The sequence below is a fragment of the Methylocaldum marinum genome, from assembly GCF_003584645.1.
Taxonomy (GTDB): domain Bacteria; phylum Pseudomonadota; class Gammaproteobacteria; order Methylococcales; family Methylococcaceae; genus Methylocaldum; species Methylocaldum marinum.
On record NZ_AP017928.1, the window covers coordinates 2,535,841 to 2,555,471 of the forward strand.

18 protein-coding genes are annotated in these 19,631 nt (G+C 56.9%); 11 read left to right on the forward strand and 7 right to left on the reverse strand.

The genetic code is table 11. The annotated features are described in order from the left end of the window. The first annotated feature begins 62 nt into the window (after positions 1-62). The 3 genes from glgC (at position 63) to malQ (ending at position 3,262) form a co-directional block, all read left to right on the forward strand. Positions 63-1,334, forward strand: a complete 1,272-nt coding sequence (glgC, locus tag sS8_RS10970) for a glucose-1-phosphate adenylyltransferase (protein WP_119629680.1) — start codon at positions 63-65, stop codon at positions 1,332-1,334. An 82-nt stretch (positions 1,335-1,416) separates the two neighbouring features. Next, positions 1,417-1,776: a hypothetical protein gene (locus sS8_RS27650; protein WP_145986499.1), complete on the forward strand. Its 360-nt coding sequence runs from the start codon at positions 1,417-1,419 to the stop codon at positions 1,774-1,776. Beyond that, positions 1,760-3,262, forward strand: coding sequence for a 4-alpha-glucanotransferase (gene malQ, locus sS8_RS10975; RefSeq protein ID WP_232020599.1), 1,503 nt, complete (start codon positions 1,760-1,762; stop codon positions 3,260-3,262). The genes sS8_RS27650 and malQ overlap by 17 nt, the downstream gene beginning before the upstream one ends. A gap of 321 nt (positions 3,263-3,583) precedes the next feature. Here the strand turns inward: malQ and sS8_RS28085 are convergent, their stop codons facing one another. The 4 genes from sS8_RS28085 to sS8_RS10990 all read right to left on the reverse strand — a co-directional run bounded on the left by sS8_RS28085 (position 3,584) and on the right by sS8_RS10990 (position 6,127). Further along, positions 3,584-3,748, reverse strand: coding sequence for a hypothetical protein (locus sS8_RS28085; RefSeq protein ID WP_170161038.1), 165 nt, complete (start codon positions 3,746-3,748; stop codon positions 3,584-3,586). 263 nt (positions 3,749-4,011) lie between these two features. Beyond that, the gene (locus sS8_RS10980) at positions 4,012-4,497 is read right to left on the reverse strand and encodes a low molecular weight protein-tyrosine-phosphatase (protein ID WP_119629681.1); all 486 of its coding nucleotides are present in this window, start codon (positions 4,495-4,497) and stop codon (positions 4,012-4,014) included. A 73-nt stretch (positions 4,498-4,570) separates the two neighbouring features. Then, positions 4,571-5,362: an ABC transporter permease gene (locus sS8_RS10985; protein WP_197716738.1), complete on the reverse strand. Its 792-nt coding sequence runs from the start codon at positions 5,360-5,362 to the stop codon at positions 4,571-4,573. Between the two features lie 21 nt (positions 5,363-5,383). Then, on the reverse strand, positions 5,384-6,127 hold the full coding sequence (locus sS8_RS10990; RefSeq protein ID WP_170161039.1) for an ABC transporter ATP-binding protein: 744 nt from the start codon (positions 6,125-6,127) through the stop codon (positions 5,384-5,386). Between the two features lie 121 nt (positions 6,128-6,248). Here sS8_RS10990 and sS8_RS10995 point away from each other — a divergent pair, with 121 nt between their 5' ends. Beyond that, positions 6,249-6,758, forward strand: coding sequence for an NUDIX hydrolase (locus sS8_RS10995; protein WP_232020600.1), 510 nt, complete (start codon positions 6,249-6,251; stop codon positions 6,756-6,758). Positions 6,759-6,839: 81 nt separating this feature from the next. Here sS8_RS10995 and lptG read toward each other — a convergent pair whose 3' ends face one another. Together lptG and lptF are read right to left on the reverse strand one after the other, a co-directional pair. After that, entirely contained in the window at positions 6,840-7,910 is a 1,071-nt protein-coding gene (gene lptG, locus sS8_RS11000) for an LPS export ABC transporter permease LptG (RefSeq protein WP_119629684.1), read from the reverse strand. Then, positions 7,907-9,049 (reverse strand): LPS export ABC transporter permease LptF, encoded by a 1,143-nt coding sequence (gene lptF / locus sS8_RS11005; RefSeq protein WP_119629685.1) that lies wholly within the window; start codon positions 9,047-9,049, stop codon positions 7,907-7,909. The genes lptG and lptF overlap by 4 nt, the downstream gene beginning before the upstream one ends. Before the next feature lie 92 nt (positions 9,050-9,141). Between lptF and sS8_RS11010 the strand changes: the two genes are divergently transcribed. The 3 genes from sS8_RS11010 to sS8_RS11020 all read left to right on the forward strand — a co-directional run bounded on the left by sS8_RS11010 (position 9,142) and on the right by sS8_RS11020 (position 14,006). After that, positions 9,142-10,629 (forward strand): leucyl aminopeptidase, encoded by a 1,488-nt coding sequence (locus sS8_RS11010; protein WP_119629686.1) that lies wholly within the window; start codon positions 9,142-9,144, stop codon positions 10,627-10,629. Continuing rightward, a complete protein-coding gene (locus tag sS8_RS11015; RefSeq protein ID WP_119629687.1) occupies positions 10,626-11,057 on the forward strand; it encodes a DNA polymerase III subunit chi in 432 nt (143 codons plus the stop codon). Before sS8_RS11010 ends, sS8_RS11015 begins: the two co-directional genes overlap by 4 nt. Positions 11,058-11,153: 96 nt before the next feature. After that, the gene (locus sS8_RS11020) at positions 11,154-14,006 is read left to right on the forward strand and encodes a valine--tRNA ligase (RefSeq protein ID WP_119629688.1); all 2,853 of its coding nucleotides are present in this window, start codon (positions 11,154-11,156) and stop codon (positions 14,004-14,006) included. 586 nt (positions 14,007-14,592) lie between these two features. Here the strand turns inward: sS8_RS11020 and sS8_RS28090 are convergent. Further along, positions 14,593-14,838: a hypothetical protein gene (locus sS8_RS28090; RefSeq protein ID WP_170161040.1), complete on the reverse strand. Its 246-nt coding sequence runs from the start codon at positions 14,836-14,838 to the stop codon at positions 14,593-14,595. 266 nt (positions 14,839-15,104) lie between these two features. Here sS8_RS28090 and pilB point away from each other — a divergent pair, with 266 nt between their 5' ends. From pilB to coaE, 4 genes are read left to right on the forward strand one after another with little or no spacing between them, the layout of a single operon-like run. Next, positions 15,105-16,820, forward strand: a complete 1,716-nt coding sequence (pilB, locus tag sS8_RS11025; protein ID WP_119629689.1) for a type IV-A pilus assembly ATPase PilB — start codon at positions 15,105-15,107, stop codon at positions 16,818-16,820. A 5-nt stretch (positions 16,821-16,825) separates the two neighbouring features. Beyond that, complete coding sequence (locus tag sS8_RS11030; RefSeq protein ID WP_119629690.1) at positions 16,826-18,040, forward strand: type II secretion system F family protein; 1,215 nt, start codon at positions 16,826-16,828, stop codon at positions 18,038-18,040. 16 nt (positions 18,041-18,056) lie between these two features. Next, complete coding sequence (locus sS8_RS11035; RefSeq protein WP_119629691.1) at positions 18,057-18,938, forward strand: prepilin peptidase; 882 nt, start codon at positions 18,057-18,059, stop codon at positions 18,936-18,938. A 5-nt stretch (positions 18,939-18,943) separates the two neighbouring features. Further along, positions 18,944-19,543, forward strand: a complete 600-nt coding sequence (gene coaE / locus sS8_RS11040; RefSeq protein WP_119629692.1) for a dephospho-CoA kinase — start codon at positions 18,944-18,946, stop codon at positions 19,541-19,543. The last annotated feature ends 88 nt before the right edge of the window (positions 19,544-19,631 follow it).

The window sequence follows — 19,631 nt, forward strand, 5'->3', positions numbered from 1 at the left end:
TGGGGGGTTATGGTATCAAATTTGCGCCCCCAGTGGATGACCCAGTCTAAAGGAGACTTCTCATGCCAGAGTCGATGCACGCATCCCGTTTCGTCAGCCGCCTTACCCGGCATACTTTGGCTCTTATCCTGGCTGGAGGTCGTGGAACACGCCTACATAACTTGACAGAGTGGCGGGCCAAACCGGCCGTACCTTTCGGAGGCAAGTTTCGAATTATCGATTTTCCGCTTTCCAATTGCCTGAATTCCGGCATCCGACAAATCGGCGTATTGACCCAATATAAAGCGGACTCGTTAATTCGCCATATCCAGCAGGGGTGGGGATTCTTGCGAGCCGAGCTGGGCGAGTTCGTCGACATTCTCCCTGCCCAGCAGCGTCTCCAGGAAGCCTGGTATGCAGGAACCGCCGATGCCGTATACCAAAATCTGGATATCTTCCGCCAGCGCGACCCCGAGTACATCCTGATTCTTGCCGGCGATCATGTCTACAAAATGGATTACGGCTTGATGATGGCCTACCACGTGGAAATGCAGGCCGACCTGACCATCGGCTGCATGGAGGTGCCGCTATCCGAGGCGAAAGCCTTTGGAGTCATGCATGTCGGCGACGACAAGCGGGTCTCCGACTTTGTCGAAAAGCCGGAAAACCCGCCCCCCATGCCCAATCGGCCCGATCATGCTCTGGCATCCATGGGCATTTACGTCTTCAATACCGGGTTCTTGTTCGAGCAACTCATCAAAGACGCCGACACCCCGGGTTCGAACCACGACTTCGGCAAGGACATCATCCCCGCCGCAATCCAGAAGTACCGAGTTTTCGCCTATCCATTTCGTGATGTGCAAAGCGGCGTACAGGCGTATTGGCGCGACGTCGGTACGGTAGACGCCTATTGGGCTTCGAATATGGAATTGATCGGCATCGATCCCGAACTCAACCTGTATGACAAGGATTGGCCGATCTGGACTTACCAGGCGCAGACGCCGCCCGCGAAGTTCGTCTTCGACGACGATGATCGCCGCGGAATGGCGGTGGATTCCATGGTCTCAGGGGGCTGTGTAATTTCGGGCGCGGAAGTCAGACATTCACTGCTATTCAGCAACGTTCGCGTGAACTCGTATTCGAAGGTCAGGGACTCGGTGATATTGCCCGATGTTAACGTCGGCAGACATTGCCGCATTACCAAGGCGATCATCGACAAGGGCTGCCACATTCCACCCAATACCGTGATCGGCGAGAATCCCGAGGAAGATCGGAAGCGGTTCTATGTCAGTCCCGGCGGAGTGGTCCTGGTAACGCCGGATGCTCTTGGCCAACGATTGCATTTCGCCCGTTGAGTTCCAATTTTGCTCCGCGGCTTTCTGCGTCGGCATCTAGGCGTATACAAGCACCGCAGACAAGGACCGGACCCAATCAGTATTGAAGATTGGTCTGGCGCTTCAGTCGCGACCGCATTCGGGACGTCCTTTAGCCGGCAAGTGTAATCAAAGAATTTACAAGCGCAACTCTTCCAAGACACCCGCAGCCTTTCGTAATATCCGGGTGGCGTGTGATGCTAACCTTGAAACCGAATTTGCTCTATACCAACAAGGAACAATTCAACTTGGCAGCCCGTTTCAGTTGTATCAATCTGTCGAATATCAAACCGTCGCCATCCAACTGCATCCCGGAAAAGCACACCAGAAATCGCCAAACATCCCGCTAGGCATCAGCGAAAACATGCCTTGGGAAAGTCCCAACTCATATCCATTAAGGTGGGGAATTGACGCACGCACATAGCATATTGGACCGGCGTCGCGCCGGCATTCTTCTGCATATTACCTCGTTGCCCGGCGGTCTCGGAAACGGGGATTTAGGCCAGGACGCCCATCGATTCGTCGACTTTCTGGCAGCTTCCGGCATAAGCGTCTGGCAAACCCTGCCCATCAATCCCACCCATAGTGATGGCTCACCCTACCAGTGTTTGTCGGCCCATGCCGGCAATCCGCTGATGATAGATCTTAATTGGCTGACCGATCATGGCTGGCTACCGGCGATGCGTGACACCATCGATCGAACCGCAATCGCCGATTACCGGATTCGCTGCATAAAACAAGCTTTCGGCAGCTTTCGAAATTGCCCACGGAACGAATACCACGCCGCACACGACGAATTCGTAAAGACACAAGATTGGTGGTTATCCGATTACGCCCTTTTCATCGCGTTGCGGGAGGAACAGGGCGGCCGGACATGGCAAGAATGGCCCATCGACATGCGGGACCGAGAAGCGGCCGCAATGGAAGCAGCCCGGTCACGCTTGGCGGACCGCATCGCTGAGGTTAAATTCGAGCAGTTCGTCTTTTTCGAGCAATGGATGGAATTAAGGCGCTATGCCAATCAGCAGGGTGTCCTCCTGTTCGGCGACATGCCTATCTTCGTCGCCGGCAACAGCGCCGACGTATGGGCTTGTCGGGAATTTTTCGATTTGACGGATAACGGTTATGCCCGCGCCGTGGCCGGAGTGCCGCCCGACTATTTTTCCGCTACGGGCCAACGCTGGGGAAATCCGCATTATAACTGGGAACGCATGCAAGTGACCGGCTTTCGCTGGTGGCTGGATAGATTCCGGAGTCAGTTGGCGCTATACGATTGGGTACGAATAGACCACTTTCGCGGCCTTGAAGCCTACTGGGAGATACCCGCCGAATCCGAAACCGCCGTCCACGGACGCTGGGTCAAAGCTCCTGGCGAGGCTCTCCTGGAAACCGTATTCAACACCCTGAACGGCTCCGGCCTGCCGCTGGTTGCGGAAAACCTGGGTATTATCACGCCCGAGGTGGAAGCGCTGCGCCACCGGTTTGATATTCCCGGCATGCTGATTCTTCAATTTGCCTTTGACGGGGGAGACGATAACCCTTATCTGCCTCATAACCATACCGAGAACAATGTGGTCTATACCGGGACACACGACAACGATACGACTTTGTCCTGGTACGAAAACCTCCCGGACGATCAGCGTCAGCGCGTTAGCAACTACCTTCGCGATCATTGCGGTGAGCATGAAGTCCGAATGCCGCAGGGCCTCGTTCGATGCGCGCTGGCGTCCGTGGCGAGGCTAGCGATTCTACCGATGCAGGATGTTCTGGGACTGGGTCAGGGACATCGCATGAATACGCCCGGCACGATCTCCGACAACTGGCGCTGGCGTTTTTCCTGGAAGCAACTTACCAAGCGTACGGCCAAAAACTTGGCTGCGTGGGTTCGCAACCATGGGCGACACGTCTAATCAGGCCTTAGCAGACTCGTTCTTGTGCCGGACGCAAACTTCCGCCGGCGGTGCAATATATAGAGGGTATCTTCGTCCACCATCGCCACGGCACGGGGTACCTATGGCCGTATCGCGGTGAATGCTTGAATGAGAGAGGGAGAGGCTAAAGACGCTTCGTTGCACAAGATCGGCGAGACTTGGGCCGAAAAGACAGGTGACTTCCTCAGCCTCCTTGTGCAACAAAGCTTAGCGATCAGATGCTCCTCCGAGTCGTTATTTTTTCCTCCGGTATTAGCGCATGCCTTGCAGATTTCAGTTCCTGCTTCGGCATATTTCTTCTTATTTCGCTTGCTGAATTTGCTGCTCTACTTCGGATTTCGTCTCCTCGTAAGCCTTGTAGGGGACACTCTCCATTTCTCTGCTTTTCAGGAGGAAAACACCGACGATCGCTGCCACGATGATTCCGCCAATGTAGAGCCAGAAATTGTCTTTTTCTTGTTCCATCTTTATTACCTCAACAAAACTCTTTGGTTTGTGACACAACGCTCCCTGACATCAAGAGCGCCCGTGAGGACGTAACTTAAGTTACGCCGCTGGTGGAAACCTGCGTCAGCACCGCTTCCCACGCAACGGGACACTATTCTATGAGCGTTAATAGTGATGTTCAAGCTTGGCGTCTTGACTTTTTCACACACAAACCAGACAGTTCGCCCACGAAACTTTCAGAGCCCGCGCCAGCGAATGCTCCTCCCTGACCGGAACCAAATCTACGATCGCCTCAAAAGCGCTTCGAGGTATGCGAACACCCCCTCCGCACCCCGCTCGACCATCTCCCTCACACGGCGAAAGACAACCTCTTCACCGCCAATCGGATCGGGAACTTGGCGCGTCTTGAACTGGGGCGCATAATCGAGAAGATAGCGAATCTTGTGCACGTGCGATCTCGGACAAATAAACCGCAACGCATCGTAGTTCGTGTCGTCCATCACCAAAATGTGATCGAATCTCTGAAAATCGGATAGCGAAACCCTTCTCGAGCGTAGATCACTGATATCGATGCCCCGCTCCAGCATCACTCGCTGAGCGAGCGGATCCGGAGGAAGAGCCACATAGTGGGCATGGGTTCCTGCCGAATCAATGAATATCTCATCCGTAAGACCAGCTTTTCTCACCCGGTCTCTCAGCGCACCCTCCGCCATGGGAGATCGGCAAATGTTCCCCATACAACAAAATAGAACATTGATTTTATTCATTGTTTAATAGCTTCTCGAAAAAGTGGGCGTCAGGAATCTCGAAGCGCAATCCCCAAGTCTCGGAGCGGCCGAGTCATTCGCCCATCTGCAGCAACAGCCCGCGCTTACGCGCGGTATGGAAAGCGAAAAGATAAAGGGCTAAACCCACCGATAGATAAATCATGTTCAGTAGGACGGCCATCCAAAACGAATCGAGGGGAAAAACTTGCTCGCGCACGACGGTACGCATGCCTTCGAAGACATGGCTGGACGGCAACAGCAAGGCGATTTTTTGCAGCCAGCCGGGAAGCACTGAAATCGGATAATAGATCCCGCTGACCGGCGCAACCGCGAAAATCACGGCCCACGCCAAGCTTTCCGCCCCCAAGCCGTAGCGCAATACCAGTGCGACGACCATCAGCCCGATCGCCCATCCCATGACCATCAGGTTTGCGAAAAACGCCACCAGCGGAAGTCCCATTTCGAAAATCGAATACTGATATAGAACCACGGCCAGCCCTGCAGCCACCCCGACACCTATCGAGGTTCTTAGAAAACTGACCGTCAACAAGGCCAGGACCAATTCATAAGGCCGCAAGGGACTCACGAACAAATGCCCCAAGTTTCGGGAATACATCTCTTCGAAGAAAACCACCGAAACGCCCAATTGGGCGCGAAACAACACATCCCAAAGCAGAACGGCGCCTATCAATAAGCCGGCGGCCTGGGCCACCCATTCGCTGTGGCCGACGAAAAACTGATTGATAAAACCCCACAAAATCATTTGCATCGTCGGCCAGTAGATGAGTTCGATCAATCGCGGCCAGGAACTGCGCATCAGATACAAATAGCGCATGACCAAGGCGGAGATGCGTTGCAGGCTCATGGACATATCTTCATACCCCCCCTAACTTGTCCGGCGATCGTAATCGCGCGCGATGTCGATGAAAACCTGCTCCAGACTGTCTCGCCCATATTTCTGCACCAGCATCGCGGGCTTATCCCGATCCACGATGCGGCCTTGCTTGAGCATCAACACCGTATCGCACAAGCGCTCCACCTCCTGCATATTATGGGACGCCAGCAACACCGTGGCGCCGGATTTTTCCTGATAGCCTTTCAGCAAGCTCCGGACGGTATCGGCCGAAGCCGGATCCAGGGAGGCCGTGGGCTCGTCCATCAGTAATACCTCGGGCTCGTTCAGAAGCGCCTTGGCCAAGGCGACGCGGGTACGTTGCCCCGCCGAAAGAGACCCATAAGTCCGCCCCATCAGGGCTTCGAGATCGAAACGTTGAGCAAGCGACGCCACGCGTGCGGCGCGGCGCCGAATACCGTAAAGACGGGCATAGACATCGAGATTTTGCTTGACTGTAAGCCGATGCGGCAAATCGACATACGGAGAGGTAAAATTCATGCGGGAAAGCGCAGGGTACCGATTTCTCATCATGTCCACGCCCATGATCCGGATACTCCCCGACGACGGCAGCAAGAGTCCCAACAGCATTGCCAAAGTCGTCGTCTTGCCGGCTCCGTTTCCGCCCAGCAAGGCACAGGTACTGCCTTCCGGCACGCTGAAAGAAATGCCGTCCACGGCCGTCACGGTATCAAAACGCTTGCTTAGATCGCGAACCTCGATGGCGAGAGTGCGCATAAAAAACATCTCCTTATTCGAATGAGCCTAATCGTGAAATGCTCCCGACATTCGGTGATCGATCCGCCTTGCGGAATATCGCCGACCAAAACGTCGACTCTATCAGATAAACCCTAGAACGATGCCGGCGACACCCGACATGACAGGTACGGTTCATGAGCCTCCACGATCGGCTATCGGCGTGGGTGCAGTCGTTTTCGATGCGTCCGGGAGAGTGCTTTTGATCCGCCGAGGGAAACAGCCGGCCTTGGGACTCTGGTCTCTGCCGGGAGGCAAGCAGGAACCGGGTGAAACGCTGGTTCAAAGCTGCCGACGCGAAATCATGGAGGAAACCGGCGTCGAGATTGAGTTGGGACCGGTCATCGCGGTAGTCGAACGTATGTTCGGCGAATACCATTATGTCATCGTCGATTTCGTCGCCATCTTGAAAGACCCGGATAGCCCTGCTCCGAGTCCGGCTACCGACGTTTCCGACGCGCGCTGGGTGACACTTGCCGATTTGACGCAATACCCTCTCGTAGAAGGTCTGGAACGGGTCATTCGGATCGCCCGCGAAAGTTTGCGCGCCGGTTTTACTATCGGCCTAATCGATGCCGACGGAAACGGCCGCGACTTCTTGCCCATTCCTTAGCCGAGTTTTTCGGGATGCAAGATCGGCTTTAGAAACCCTGCGACGCGCTCGGAGCGAACAGCCAACCGGGGTGGCCGCCATCTAGGTCGAGCGAATCCGGAATATCGCGACCAATGCGCCCGTGAGCGCCAGCAGCGTCGGGAAAAAAGCTGCGAAAACCGGGTGCATCTCGTAAATCAGCCCCAAGTGACCGAAGGTGCGATCGAACAAGTAGAAGCCCAGCCCGATAACGACCCCCACCACGATACGCTGCCCTATTCCGACTTCACGCTTTACGGGCAGCACGAAAGGCGCGGCAACGAGCAACATGACCAAGGTAACCGCCGGATTCACGATTCTTCCCCAGAATGCCAGTTCCACGGATGCCGATTGCTGTCCGTTTTCTTTCAGATAATTGATATACCTTGCCAGTTCGAAAGCCGACAGGTTTTCCGGACTGATCACGAATGCGTTCAGCAGATTCGGCGCCAGCACCGACGACCAATCGGCATACGGCTTCTGCTCGGTTAAGATGCCATCGTTCAGGAATCGGCTCTCGAAAATATTGTCCAAACGCCATTGACGGCCGTCGTAAACGGCTTTATCTGCATGCGTGGCCGAATACAGTTTCTGCGCCTCATCGAGCTTGAAGATATTGATATCGCCCAAGCTTTCAGGCCGTTCAATCTGCCGGATATTGATGAACACATTGCCATCCCGAACCCAGAATCCGTACTTGGTTCGCGAAGCGATCTGTTTCTGCAATGCGGTGGCCTTGAGGGTGTGAGCCGCGCGTTCCGCGACCGGAGCGATGTATTCGCCGATTCCTATCGAGATCAAAACCAGTATCATGCCGCCCGCCAGCACCGCCGCAATGATGCGCACACGCGAAGCACCCGCGGCCTGCATCGCCACCAGTTCCCGATTATTCGCCAAGGCGCCCAGGGTCACCAGGCTTCCGACCAATGCCGCCGAAGGCATCAATTCATAAAAGTTGCGCGGCGAGGTCAGGAGTAGATATTGAACAATACTCGCCAAGCCGTAGTTGCCGCGTCCCAAATCGCCCAATTCATCCGCGAAGGTGAAGAAATTCAGAAGAGCCAGCAATATCAATACCGCGATCAAGGATCCCTTGACCACTTCTCCCGCAATATAGCGGCTCAACGTGATCATAATCCGACCTTTTCCCTGGCGATCTGAACGATCCACTTAATGCCGAGATTTCGGATGAACAAGGCTGCGGTGAGAACAAGCAGGAAAGCATAAACGCCGCTATAACTCAGCCAGAGCGGGATTTTCTCGGTCATCAGAAGACCCTGGGTAATCTTTTGGGAATTCTCGTAAACGACGTATATCAGAAATGCCGTAAAGACATTGCCGTACACGCCGCTGCGCGGCGCGATCTTTGACAGCGGAACGGCCAAAAAGCTCAAAAAGAGTACCCCGAGCGGCACCGCCAGACGTTTCTGCAATTCCGCCAATTCCCGCGGGGTATGCGAATACCAAAGCATTAAACTGTCCGACGCTTCGCGCTTGAGCGATGCCGTCTCGGCTTCCGGACCATCGATGCGTACGGCGTATTCGTCGAACTCGCTGATGATAAAATCGGCTCGCCCGGGCACTCCCTGATATCGGCGGCCGTTCCGCAAAACAACGAAATATTCGCCTAATTCGTTTCGCTTCAAATTTCCGCTATCCGCGGCCACTACGCCGGTTTTGTCCCGCTGCCGGCTTTGCACGAAAATCTTGTGCATGGAATTGTCGTCGCTCAACCTCTCTGCGTACAACACGACGTCGCCTTGACTGAATTCGTTGAACCGGCCGGGCTTGATGCCCCGTACGTCTGCACTTTGCTCGTCCTTTTCCATCAGTGCCTGGGCCTGGCGCTCGGACCACGGCATGACCTGCAGCGCCAGCACGGCGGCAACAACGGTGACCGGTACCACCATCCAGCACATAGCCCGGTAAATACGGCTCAAACCCACTCCGCTGGATGCAAGCACCGACATCTCCTGGTCCCGGTACATGCGCCCCAAAACGGTCAAACTCGCCATGAACAGCGAGGCCGGCAGTAATTGCGCGGTTGCCGTCAGGACTTTGAGCCCCAGCAGTTGAAATATGGTTTCACCGGATAATTCGCCTTCGATGGCTTTGGCAAGAATGCTCAGAAACTTCCGGCTGACGATGATCGTGACCAGAACACCGAGAACGGCTCCCAAGGTCTTGGCCAGTTCCGCCGCCACCATCCGGTCGAGTACCGTAATGATCGGAGTGCGTCTCGATTGAAGCGGTTTAAAAGGGTGGGGTTTCATAATAAGCTTTAACGATTGGGGGGGCCCCTCCCTTGACGATTGTGCTCAATTACGACAATCCATCCCTTTAGCAATAAACCACAGATTTTATCATGGACTATTCGGCAAAATTTGAACCGCTCGCCAAACTCAGCGCCAACTGTGTAGCGCTGGGCTTTTACCAGAAACGAAAACTGACCGCCGCCGGCGGCGTGCTGGATGAACAGTTGGGAGGCTTGATCTCCAAGCTGCTCAAGCGCGACGACATCGAAGGAAAGGTCGGCGACGTTCTGCTGATCAACCACGTCCCCGAAAGCGACATCGAGCGCATCTTGCTGATCGGCTTCGGCAAGAAGGGCGAATTGGGTCCCGGCGCCTATCGCAAGGCCTTGGCCACAGCCGCCAAATCGCTGAAGGATTCGGGCGCAAAATCTGCCGTAAGTCTGCTCCACGAGGCGGAAGTCGGCCGGACGGATTTGGTTTGGAAAGTCCGGCAAGCCGTGGAAATTTTCGAAGGGAGCCTCTACAAATTCACTCGCCTGAAAAAAGAATCGGACGACAAGCCGCAACGCTTGTCGAAATTGCAATTCCTGCTAGACGGCGAAGATCAGTCGGCGGAAGCCAAACTGGGCATCAGACAAGGCCTGGCCATCGCCGGCGGAATGACCATCGCCAAGGATCTGGCCAATTTGCCGGGCAACATCTGCACGCCGACGTATCTGGCCGAACAAGCCGAACAAGTCGGAAAAAGCCGAAAACTGAAGGTCCGAATTCTCGAGGAATCCGATCTTGAAGAACTGAGCATGGGGGCTTTTCAGTCCGTATCCAAGGGCAGCGAACAGCCGGCCAAGCTCATCGTCATGGAATATTCCGGCGGTTCGTCGAAGGCAAAGCCGTTCGTTCTGATCGGCAAGGGCCTCACTTTCGATGCGGGCGGAATCTCGCTGAAACCGGCCGCCAACATGGACGAGATGAAATACGACATGTGCGGCGGCGCAAGCGTGATCGGCACCCTCGCCGCGATCGCCGATCTCGGTTTGCCGCTCAACGTGGTGGGATTGGTTCCGGCTTCCGAAAACCTCCCGGACGGCAGAGCCAACAAGCCGGGCGACATCGTCACGAGCATGTCCGGCCTTACCGTCGAAATTCTGAATACCGATGCCGAAGGCCGGTTGCTGCTGTGCGACACCCTGACCTACGCCAAAAAGTACGAACCAACCGCGGTGATCGACGTCGCCACCCTGACCGGCGCGTGCATCGTCGCCTTGGGCCGCCATCCCAGCGGCTTGATGAGCAATGATGAAGGGTTGGCCCACGCTCTGACCGAAGCCGGCGAAAAAGCCTGGGACCGGGTTTGGCGCCTGCCGCTATGGGAAGAGTACCAGGAGCAGCTCAAGTCCAATTTCGCCGATCTCGCGAATATCGGCGGTCCCGACGGCGGCACCATCACCGCCGGCTGTTTCCTCTCCCGCTTCGCCAAGGACTTCCCGTGGGCGCACGTGGACATCGCCGGTACCGCTTGGAAGAGCGGCAACGAAAAGGGGGCGACCGGACGCCCGGTACCACTGTTGGTGCAATATTTGATCGATCAAGCACGATGACCCGGATCGATTTCTACGTGCTGCCGAGCGCAGATGCCCACAGCCGCCGCTTGATGGCCTGCCGCCTTGCCGAAAAGGCCATCAAGCAAGACCTTTCGGTTTTCCTTTACACGTCGTCGGAAGAAGAAGAACGAGTACTCGACGATTTGCTGTGGACATTCCGGCAAGGCAGCTTCGTGGCCCACGAACGGTTCGATGCCTCGGAAGCCCAAGCCGAAACACCGGTTCTCATCGGCCATCGAAGCGCGCCTCAACCGGCCAAGGACGTACTGATCAACCTGAGTGCCGAGGTTCCGCCCGAGCTCGACCGGTTCCAGCGTCTGATCGAACTGGTCGACCAGGACGAATCGGTAAAACAGGCGGGCCGACGCCGATATCGATTCTATTCGGACCAGGGCCATACCGTTCAGACCCATCGCTTGGACTGATGCGACCGTACCCGCTGACCGCCTAGTTTTCAATATAATTACCGATCATCCCGCGCCGATCCGAAGATCGGCCGTTCCTAACCCACTGAACACGTCATGGAAAAAACCTACGAGCCTCATTCCATAGAATCGCGATGGTATACATTCTGGGAAGAAAACGGATATTTCGCGCCCAGCGGAAGCGGAACGCCGTACTGCATCATGATCCCGCCCCCGAACGTCACGGGCAGCCTGCACATGGGCCACGGCTTCAACAACACCATCATGGACGCCCTCATCCGCTACCATCGCATGGCGGGTTACAACACCCTCTGGCAGGTCGGCACCGACCACGCCGGCATCGCCACGCAAATGGTGGTGGAACGGCAACTGGCCGCCCGGAACCTCACCCGCCACGACTTGGGCCGCGACAAGTTCCTGGATAAAGTTTGGGAGTGGAAAGGCGAATCCGGCGGCACCATCACTCGCCAGTTACGCCGGCTGGGTTCGTCGGTTGACTGGAGCCGGGAGCGTTTCACCATGGACGACGGCCTGTCCCGGGCCGTTCGGGAAGCTTTCGTACGCCTCTACGACGACGGCTTGATCTACCGAGGCAAGCGCCTGGTAAATTGGGACCCCAAGCTGCATACCGCCATTTCCGACCTGGAAGTCCAGAGCGAAGAAGAGAAAGGCAGCTTATGGCACTTCCGCTACCCCCTCGCGGACGGCTCGGGCTGGCTGGTGGTTGCAACGACCCGGCCGGAAACGATGCTGGGTGACACCGCCGTGGCGGTGCATCCGGAGGATGAACGATACAAGCACCTGTTGGGCAAAACCATCCAGCTGCCGATTACCAACCGTGAAATTCCCGTCATCGCCGACGACTACGTCGATCCCGCCTTCGGCACCGGCTGCGTAAAAATCACGCCGGCCCACGATTTCAACGACTACGAAGTGGGTAAACGCCACAACCTGCCGCTGATTAACGTGCTGGACAAGGACGCCCGCATCCTGCACGAATTCACCGTGCTTACTTTCGAGGGGTATGCCGGCAGCCACGGCGAAAAGGCGCCGGAAACCTATGCCGGCCTAGATCGCTTCGAAGCCCGCAAGCGTATCGTCGACGAATTCGAACGCCTCGGGCTGCTGGAAAAAATCGAGCCGCACACGCTGAAAGTGCCGCGGGGAGACCGTTCCGGTGCAATCGTCGAGCCGTGGCTCACCGATCAGTGGTACGTCAGCACCAAGGCATTGGCGAAACCCGCCATCGAAGCGGTGGAAGACGGCCGCATCCACTTCGTGCCTCAACAGTACGAAAACCTTTATTTCTCCTGGATGCGCGATATTCAGGACTGGTGCATCTCGCGCCAGCTGTGGTGGGGCCACCGCATCCCGGCCTGGTACGACGACCACGGCAACGTCTACGTGGGCCGCAACGAAACCGAAGTGCGCGCCAAGTACAGCCTGGACGCCGGCCTGGCGTTGCGCCAGGACGAAGACGTGCTCGACACCTGGTTCTCTTCCGCCCTATGGACCTTCTCGACCCTGGGCTGGCCCGAGCAGACGCCGGAACTCAAAACCTTCCACCCGACCGACGTGTTGGTCACCGGCTTCGACATTATTTTTTTCTGGGTGGCGCGCATGGTGATGATGACCATGCACTTCATGAAACATCCGGACGGCAGCCCGCAAGTGCCGTTCAGGACGGTTTACGTGCACGGCCTGGTCCGCGACGCGGAAGGCCAGAAAATGTCGAAATCAAAGGGCAACGTGCTGGACCCCCTGGACATTATCGACGGCATCGGCCTGGAAGATCTGGTCATCAAGCGCACCACGGGCCTGATGAAACCTCAGGATGCGCCAAAGATCGAAGCACGCACTCGCAAGGAATTTCCCAACGGCATCGCCGCATACGGCTGCGACGCCTTGCGCTTCACCTTCGCCTCCCTGGCCTCCACCGGACGCGACATCAAGTTCGACATGGGCCGGGTCGAGGGCTACCGGAATTTCTGCAACAAGCTGTGGAACGCCGCGCGCTACGTGCTGATGAACACCGAAGGCAAGGACTGCGGACTCGACAATGCCGGCCTGAAGTTCACGCTCGCCGACCGCTGGATTCGAAGCCGCCTGCAGCTGACGATCCGGGAAACCATAGACGCTATCGAGAACTATCGCTTCGACCTCGCGGCCCAGGCAATTTACGAATTCGTTTGGAACGCGTATTGCGACTGGTATCTGGAACTGTCCAAACCGACGCTATACGGTGCTGATTCGGCGGACGGCACCGGAGCGGCCCCTATCGAATACGTGTTGGGTACACGCCAGACCCTGGTTCACGTACTCGAAACCATTCTTCGCCTGGCCCATCCGCTGATGCCTTTCATCACCGAGGAAATCTGGCAGCGCGTCGCGCCCCTGGCCGGCAAGCACGGCGTAAGCGTCATCTTGCAGGGCTATCCCGAGAGCGACGAAAACTGGATCGATCCCGAATCCACCGCCGAGATGGAATGGGTTATGAACGTCATCCTGGGCGTACGCCGCATTCGCGGCGAAATGAACATCGCGCCCGGCAAGCCTCTGCCGATCATGGTTCAAAACGGCTCCGAGCAGGATCGGACCTGGCTGGACCGCAACCGGGAATTCATCGCAAAGCTGGCCCGCGCCGAAACCATTACCTGGCTTTCGGAAGCCGACACGGCGCCGGAGTCGGCAACCGCCCTAGTCGGCGAGATGAAAGTGCTCATTCCCATGAAAGGATTGATCGACAAGGACGCCGAACTGTCCCGCCTGGAGAAGGAAATTCAGCGCTTGTCCAAGGACCTGCCGCGAATCGAGGGCAAGCTGAACGACGCCGCTTTCCTCGAAAAGGCCCCGCCCCAGGTCGTCGCCAAGGAGCAAGCACGTCTTCAAGACATTCGGCTCAGCCTAGCCGAGTTGCAGGCTCAGGCCGAAAAAATACGTGCCTTATAGTGGCAGTCGCCGACAGCCGGCACGAATGGAGGCCTGAGAGTGCGTGGCCGTTGACACCTTCGGTTCGGGTCAATTGATTCAAGCATTTGTAGGTCGGCAAGTCCTTGCCGACGAAGACGTTCGATCGGGGCGTAGCGTCGGGAAAGGATTCCCGACCTACCAGGTGACACGGTCGTAGGTCGGCAATCCCTTGCCGACAAAGACGCTCGCTCGGGGCGTGGCGTCGGGAAAGGATTCCCGACCTACAAGGCGGCACGGTCGTAGGTCGGCAATCCCTTGCCGACGAGGACGCTCGCTCGTGGCGTGGCGTCGGGAAAGGATTCCCGACCTACCAGGTGACACGGTCGTAGGTCGGCAATCCCTTGCCGACAAAGACGCTCGCTCGGGGCGTGGCGTCGGGAAAGGATTCCCGACCTACAAGGCGGCACGGTCGTAGGTCGGCAATCCCTTGCCGACGAGGACGCTCGCTCGTGGCGTGGCGTCGGGAAAGGATTCCCGACCTACCAGGTGACACGGTCGTAGGTCGGCAATCCCTTGCCGACAAAGACGCTCGCTCGGGGCGTGGCGTCGGGAAAGGATTCCCGCCCTACAAGGCGGCACGGTCGTAGGTCGGCAATCCCTTGCCGACGAAGACGCTCGATCTGAGCACGGCGTCGGGAAGGGTGGCTTCGGCGCTCCCGAAGACACCGTTTGCGATTGGAAAGGATTCCCGATCTGCTCGCGAGCGCCCGTACACGGGTATGAAAACGGTCCAGCGCGAGACTACCCTGCCAAGCGCCCCGCCCGCCGCACACTCGCGGACGTCCAACAGCCGTTTCTCAGGATGCTTCAATCCAATCAGCGTGGCTGCTGTCTCTCGCCCTAACCATCGATAACGGGGAACCGGGTTCTTCCACGCCGATCACTCGCACGGTTTTCGGACATTTCCGCCGGTCGACCATGCACACCGGTGTTTTTCCCCAATCCCGCTGCGCCGGAACCTTAAGCCGTTCCGGCAGCTCGGACTTCCGAGCTGCCTGGATAAAGTCCACGCATCGACTAATATTATTCTGGCTCTTCAACTCACGCGATGTTCAGCTGTCCGCAGCGTAAACACTTATGGCGATCACGGCAACGAAATTGCAACTCAGCGGATTGGCCAAAAGTCTGGTCAAGGAAGGACTGTTGACCGAGGCCGACGCACAGTTTCACCTGGATGAGGCTCTCAGCAAAAAAAACCATTTCGTAAGCTATCTGGTCAGCAACCAAATCCTCGATGACCTATCCATCGCATGTGTCGCATCCAAGGAATACGGAATCCCGCTATTCGACCTCGATGTGATGTCGCTGGAGATGTTGCCGATCAGGGCCGTCAGCGAAAAGCTGATCCGCCAACACCATGTCCTGCCACTCTTCAAGCGCGGGAACCGGCTATTCCTCGGGGTTGCCGATCCCACCAATCTCCAGGCTCTGGACGAAATCAAATTTCACACCCGATGCAGCACCGAATGCGTCATCGTAGAGGAAGGCAAGCTGGCGCGGGTGATCGACCAGGCGCTGGAAGCGGCCGACACCTCGTTCAAGGATTTGGTGGATGCCGACCTCGACAACCTCCGGATTACCGGCGGAGATGAAATCGAGCCTGCCTCCGAAGGCGAAACCCCCGATGTCGACGACGCTCCGATCGTTCGGCTGGTCAACAAGATTCTCCTCGACGCCATCAAAAAAGGCGCTTCCGATATTCACTTCGAACCCTACGAGAAAACTTTCCGGGTCCGTTTTCGTCACGACGGCATGCTCCATGAGATAACAAACCTCCCGGTCAATCTCTCCGGACGGGTTTCGGCGCGCCTCAAGGTCATGTCGCGCATGGACATCGCCGACCGGCGCATACCTCAGGACGGCCGTATCAAAATGGCATTGTCCAGGACGCGTGCGATCGATTTCCGCGTCAACACCTGTCCGACGCTGTTCGGGGAAAAGATCGTTCTCCGTATCCTCGATCCGACTGCAGCCCAAATCGGCATCGAAAAACTGGGCTTCGAGCCGGAACAACAGCAGAATTTTCTGAACGCCATCAACAAGCCGTACGGGATGATCTTGGTCACCGGGCCGACCGGAAGCGGCAAGACGGTCAGCCTTTATACCGGCCTCAATCTCCTGAATACGGCCGACCGCAACATCTCAACGGCAGAAGATCCGGTGGAAATCACCGTACCCGGCATCAACCAGGTCAATGTCAACCTCAAGACCGGACTGACCTTTGCCGAGTCGCTCCGAGCCTTCTTGAGGCAGGACCCGGATGTCATCATGGTGGGCGAGATTCGCGATCTGGAAACTGCCGAAATCGCGGTTAAAGCTGCCCAAACCGGACATTTGGTGCTTTCCACCCTACATACCAACGATGCCCCCCAGACACTCAACCGCTTGATGCAAATGGGCATCCCCGCTTTCAACATCGCCTCGTCGGTCTTGCTGATCATGGCGCAGAGGCTGGCCAGGCGCCTTTGCGAGCATTGCAAGAAGGAGGAAGACCTCCCTCCGGAAGTACTGCTGGAAGCCGGTTTTCGAGAAGAGGAAATCGGGACTTTTACGGTTTTCGGGCCGGTCGGCTGCGATAGATGCGTCAAGGGGTACAAGGGCCGCGTGGGTATTTATCAGGTCATGCCGATTTCCGAATCCATCAATCGCATCATTCTCGAAGGCGGGAACGTCCTTCAGCTCGGTGCGCAAGCCAAGCGGGAAGGTGTGGCGGACCTGAGGGAATCGGGCCTTCGAAAAATCAAGGCAGGCATTACCAGTCTGGAAGAAATCGACCGCGTCACGCGAGAATAGGTCTTATGGCAAAAGAAGAACTCGTTCTGTTTATTTGGGAAGGCACCGACCGCGCCGGCGGACGGATCAAGGGGGAGCTGTCCGCGCGCACCGAAACCACGGCCAAGGCCGATCTCCGGCGCCAGGGGATCAAGGTCGTCAAGATCAAGAAGAAGCCCAAGCCGCTCTTCAACACGCGGAAGAAGAAAATCACTACCAAGGATATCGCCGTATTCAGCCGTCAGCTGGCGACCATGATGAGCGCCGGCGTACCGCTGGTCCAGGCCTTCGATATCGTCGGGCGCGGCCATGAAAATCCGGGCATGCAGGACCTGATCATGGGCATTAAAGCCGACATCGAAGGAGGCAGCCCGCTCGCCGAGGCCTTGGGCAAGCATCCCATTTATTTCGACGAGTTGTTCTGCAGTCTCGTACACGCCGGAGAGCAAGCCGGCGTTCTCGAAACGCTGTTGCACAAGATAGCCGACTACAAGGAGAAAACGGAATCTCTCAAGGCCAAGATCAAGAAAGCCTTGACCTATCCCACGGCCGTCATCGTGGTCGCCTGTATCGTAACCGCCATCCTCTTGATCTTTGTGGTGCCGACCTTCGAGGAATTATTCAAGGGTTTCGGGGCCGATCTCCCGGCATTCACTCAGATGGTGATCGAGTTGTCACGGTTTCTCCAGGAGTCATGGCACATCGTCCTGGGCGTGCTCATCGTTACCGGCTTTGTTTTCGTAAAACTCAAACAGCGCTCGGCCGCCTTCAATCAGGCACTCGATAAGATGTCCCTGCACCTGCCGGCAGTCGGCACGATTCTGCATAAGGCCGCCATCTCCCGTTTTGCCCGGACTCTAAGCACCATGTCCGCGGCAGGCGTACCCTTGGTCGAGGCACTGCGTTCGGTCGCGGGCGCCACCGGCAATATCATCTATGCCAATGCCGTCCTGAGGATGAGGGACGAAGTCGCCACCGGCCATCAGCTTCAGCTCAGTATGCGACAGGCCAATCTGTTCCCCAACATGGTGATACAGATGGTCGCGATTGGCGAGGAATCCGGCTCCCTGGACAGCATGCTGTCCAAAGTGGCGGATTTCTACGAAGAGGAAGTGGATAATGCCGTCGATTCCCTGAGCAGTCTTATCGAGCCCATGATCATGGCGTGTCTGGGCGTGATAGTCGGCGGCCTGGTCATCGCCATGTACCTGCCGATCTTCAAACTCGGTTCCGTGGTCTGAACCGGGGATATCCGAGGTGGCTTTATTCATTCAGGCGTTGACCGAAAATTCCGTTTTGTTCCTGACCGTCGTCGGCATTCTCGGACTCGTGGTCGGAAGTTTTCTGAACGTGGTCATCCACCGGCTGCCGATCATGCTGGAAAAAAATTGGCGGCAAGAGTGTCGAGCCTTCCTGGATCTCGAATCCGAGCCCAAACCCAGTCGCCCGTTCAATTTACTGGTGCCGGGCTCCCATTGCCCGCGGTGCGAACAGCCGATCCGCGCCTGGCAAAATATCCCTGTCCTTAGCTACCTGCTGCTGAAAGGACGGTGCGCAAGGTGTGGAACGCCGATACCATTTCGTTATCCCGCCGTGGAGGCGCTGACCGCCGCGGTTTCGGTCGCGGTTGCCTGGCATTTCGGTTTCACCTGGCAAACCTCGGCGGCACTGATGCTCAGCTGGAGTCTGATCTGCCTGAGTTTCATCGATTTCGATCGCCAATTACTCCCGGACGCGATTACCTTACCCATTCTCTGGTCGGGCCTCTTTCTCAGCCTGTTCAACGTGTTTACGGACAGCTCTTCGAGTATACTGGGCGCTATTTTCGGCTATCTGAGCCTATGGCTGGTGTATCACTTGTTCAGATTCGCGACCGGCAAGGAGGGCATGGGATACGGCGATTTCAAACTGCTCGCGATGCTCGGAGCCTGGCTGGGATGGAGCCTGCTGCCGACGGTGGTATTGCTGTCATCCCTGGTCGGCGCCATCATCGGGACAGCCCTGATCGTCCTTCGCGGACACGACCGCAGTATTCCCATACCATTCGGCCCCTATTTGGCCATTGCAGGATGGATCGCCTTGATGTGGGGTCATGACATCAACGCCGCTTATATGCGGTTCGCGGGAATTTCCGGCTGAGCCCCATGCTCGTCATCGGTTTAACCGGCGGCATCGGCTCCGGTAAAAGCACGGTCGCCGAACTGTTCGCCGCCAAAGGCATTCCCGTCCTGGACGCGGACCTCATCGCCCGCGAGCTGGTCGAACCGAATCAGCCGGCATTTGACGCCATCGTGCGGCACTTCGGCGCGAGGATTCTAAGAGACGGTGCTCTCGACCGGGCGGCGCTGCGGAAGGTCATCTTTGCGCACCCCGAGGAAAAACGCTGGCTCGAAGCCCTGCTTCATCCTCTGGTCTATTCCGAAATAGGCCGACGAATAGCGACACTTTCGGCGCCTTACTGCATCGTGGTTGTACCCTTGCTTCTGGAAACCGGCCAAAGACAGCTCGTCGACCGGCTGCTGGTCGTGGATTGTCCGGAAGATATACAGCGCCGGCGTGTCAAGCTTCGCGATGGCTTAACTGATGCTCAAATCGGACAAATCATGGCGTCCCAGCTCGGCCGCGCCGAACGCCTGGCGGCCGCGGACGACCTGCTCGAAAACATCGGCGATGAAGCGACTCTAGCCGAACGGGTCGAACGGCTACACCGATCCTATCTCACGCTAAGCAGGCAGAAAACCTAACAATTCTGACACAAGCGAAAACGCAAACGGTAGTATTGACTAATTGCCGGGATGAACGAAAATGGGGTTCACCAACGGACACCCTATG

What these genes read in the sequence shown, in the direction of transcription:
- glgC (WP_119629680.1), top strand. Translation starts at nt 63, where the DNA reads ATGCCAGAGTCGATGCACGCATCCCGTTTCGTCAGCCGCCTTACCCGG.
- sS8_RS28085 (WP_170161038.1), bottom strand. Translation starts at nt 3,748, where the DNA reads ATGGAACAAGAAAAAGACAATTTCTGGCTCTACATTGGCGGAATCATC.
- sS8_RS10980 (WP_119629681.1), bottom strand. Translation starts at nt 4,497, where the DNA reads ATGAATAAAATCAATGTTCTATTTTGTTGTATGGGGAACATTTGCCGA.
- sS8_RS10985 (WP_197716738.1), bottom strand. Translation starts at nt 5,362, where the DNA reads ATGAGCCTGCAACGCATCTCCGCCTTGGTCATGCGCTATTTGTATCTG.
- sS8_RS10990 (WP_170161039.1), bottom strand. Translation starts at nt 6,127, where the DNA reads ATGCGCACTCTCGCCATCGAGGTTCGCGATCTAAGCAAGCGTTTTGAT.
- sS8_RS10995 (WP_232020600.1), top strand. Translation starts at nt 6,249, where the DNA reads ATGCCGGCGACACCCGACATGACAGGTACGGTTCATGAGCCTCCACGA.
- lptG (WP_119629684.1), bottom strand. Translation starts at nt 7,910, where the DNA reads ATGATCACGTTGAGCCGCTATATTGCGGGAGAAGTGGTCAAGGGATCC.
- lptF (WP_119629685.1), bottom strand. Translation starts at nt 9,049, where the DNA reads ATGAAACCCCACCCTTTTAAACCGCTTCAATCGAGACGCACTCCGATC.
- sS8_RS11010 (WP_119629686.1), top strand. Translation starts at nt 9,142, where the DNA reads ATGGACTATTCGGCAAAATTTGAACCGCTCGCCAAACTCAGCGCCAAC.
- sS8_RS11015 (WP_119629687.1), top strand. Translation starts at nt 10,626, where the DNA reads ATGACCCGGATCGATTTCTACGTGCTGCCGAGCGCAGATGCCCACAGC.
- sS8_RS11020 (WP_119629688.1), top strand. Translation starts at nt 11,154, where the DNA reads ATGGAAAAAACCTACGAGCCTCATTCCATAGAATCGCGATGGTATACA.
- pilB (WP_119629689.1), top strand. Translation starts at nt 15,105, where the DNA reads ATGGCGATCACGGCAACGAAATTGCAACTCAGCGGATTGGCCAAAAGT.
- sS8_RS11030 (WP_119629690.1), top strand. Translation starts at nt 16,826, where the DNA reads ATGGCAAAAGAAGAACTCGTTCTGTTTATTTGGGAAGGCACCGACCGC.
- coaE (WP_119629692.1), top strand. Translation starts at nt 18,944, where the DNA reads ATGCTCGTCATCGGTTTAACCGGCGGCATCGGCTCCGGTAAAAGCACG.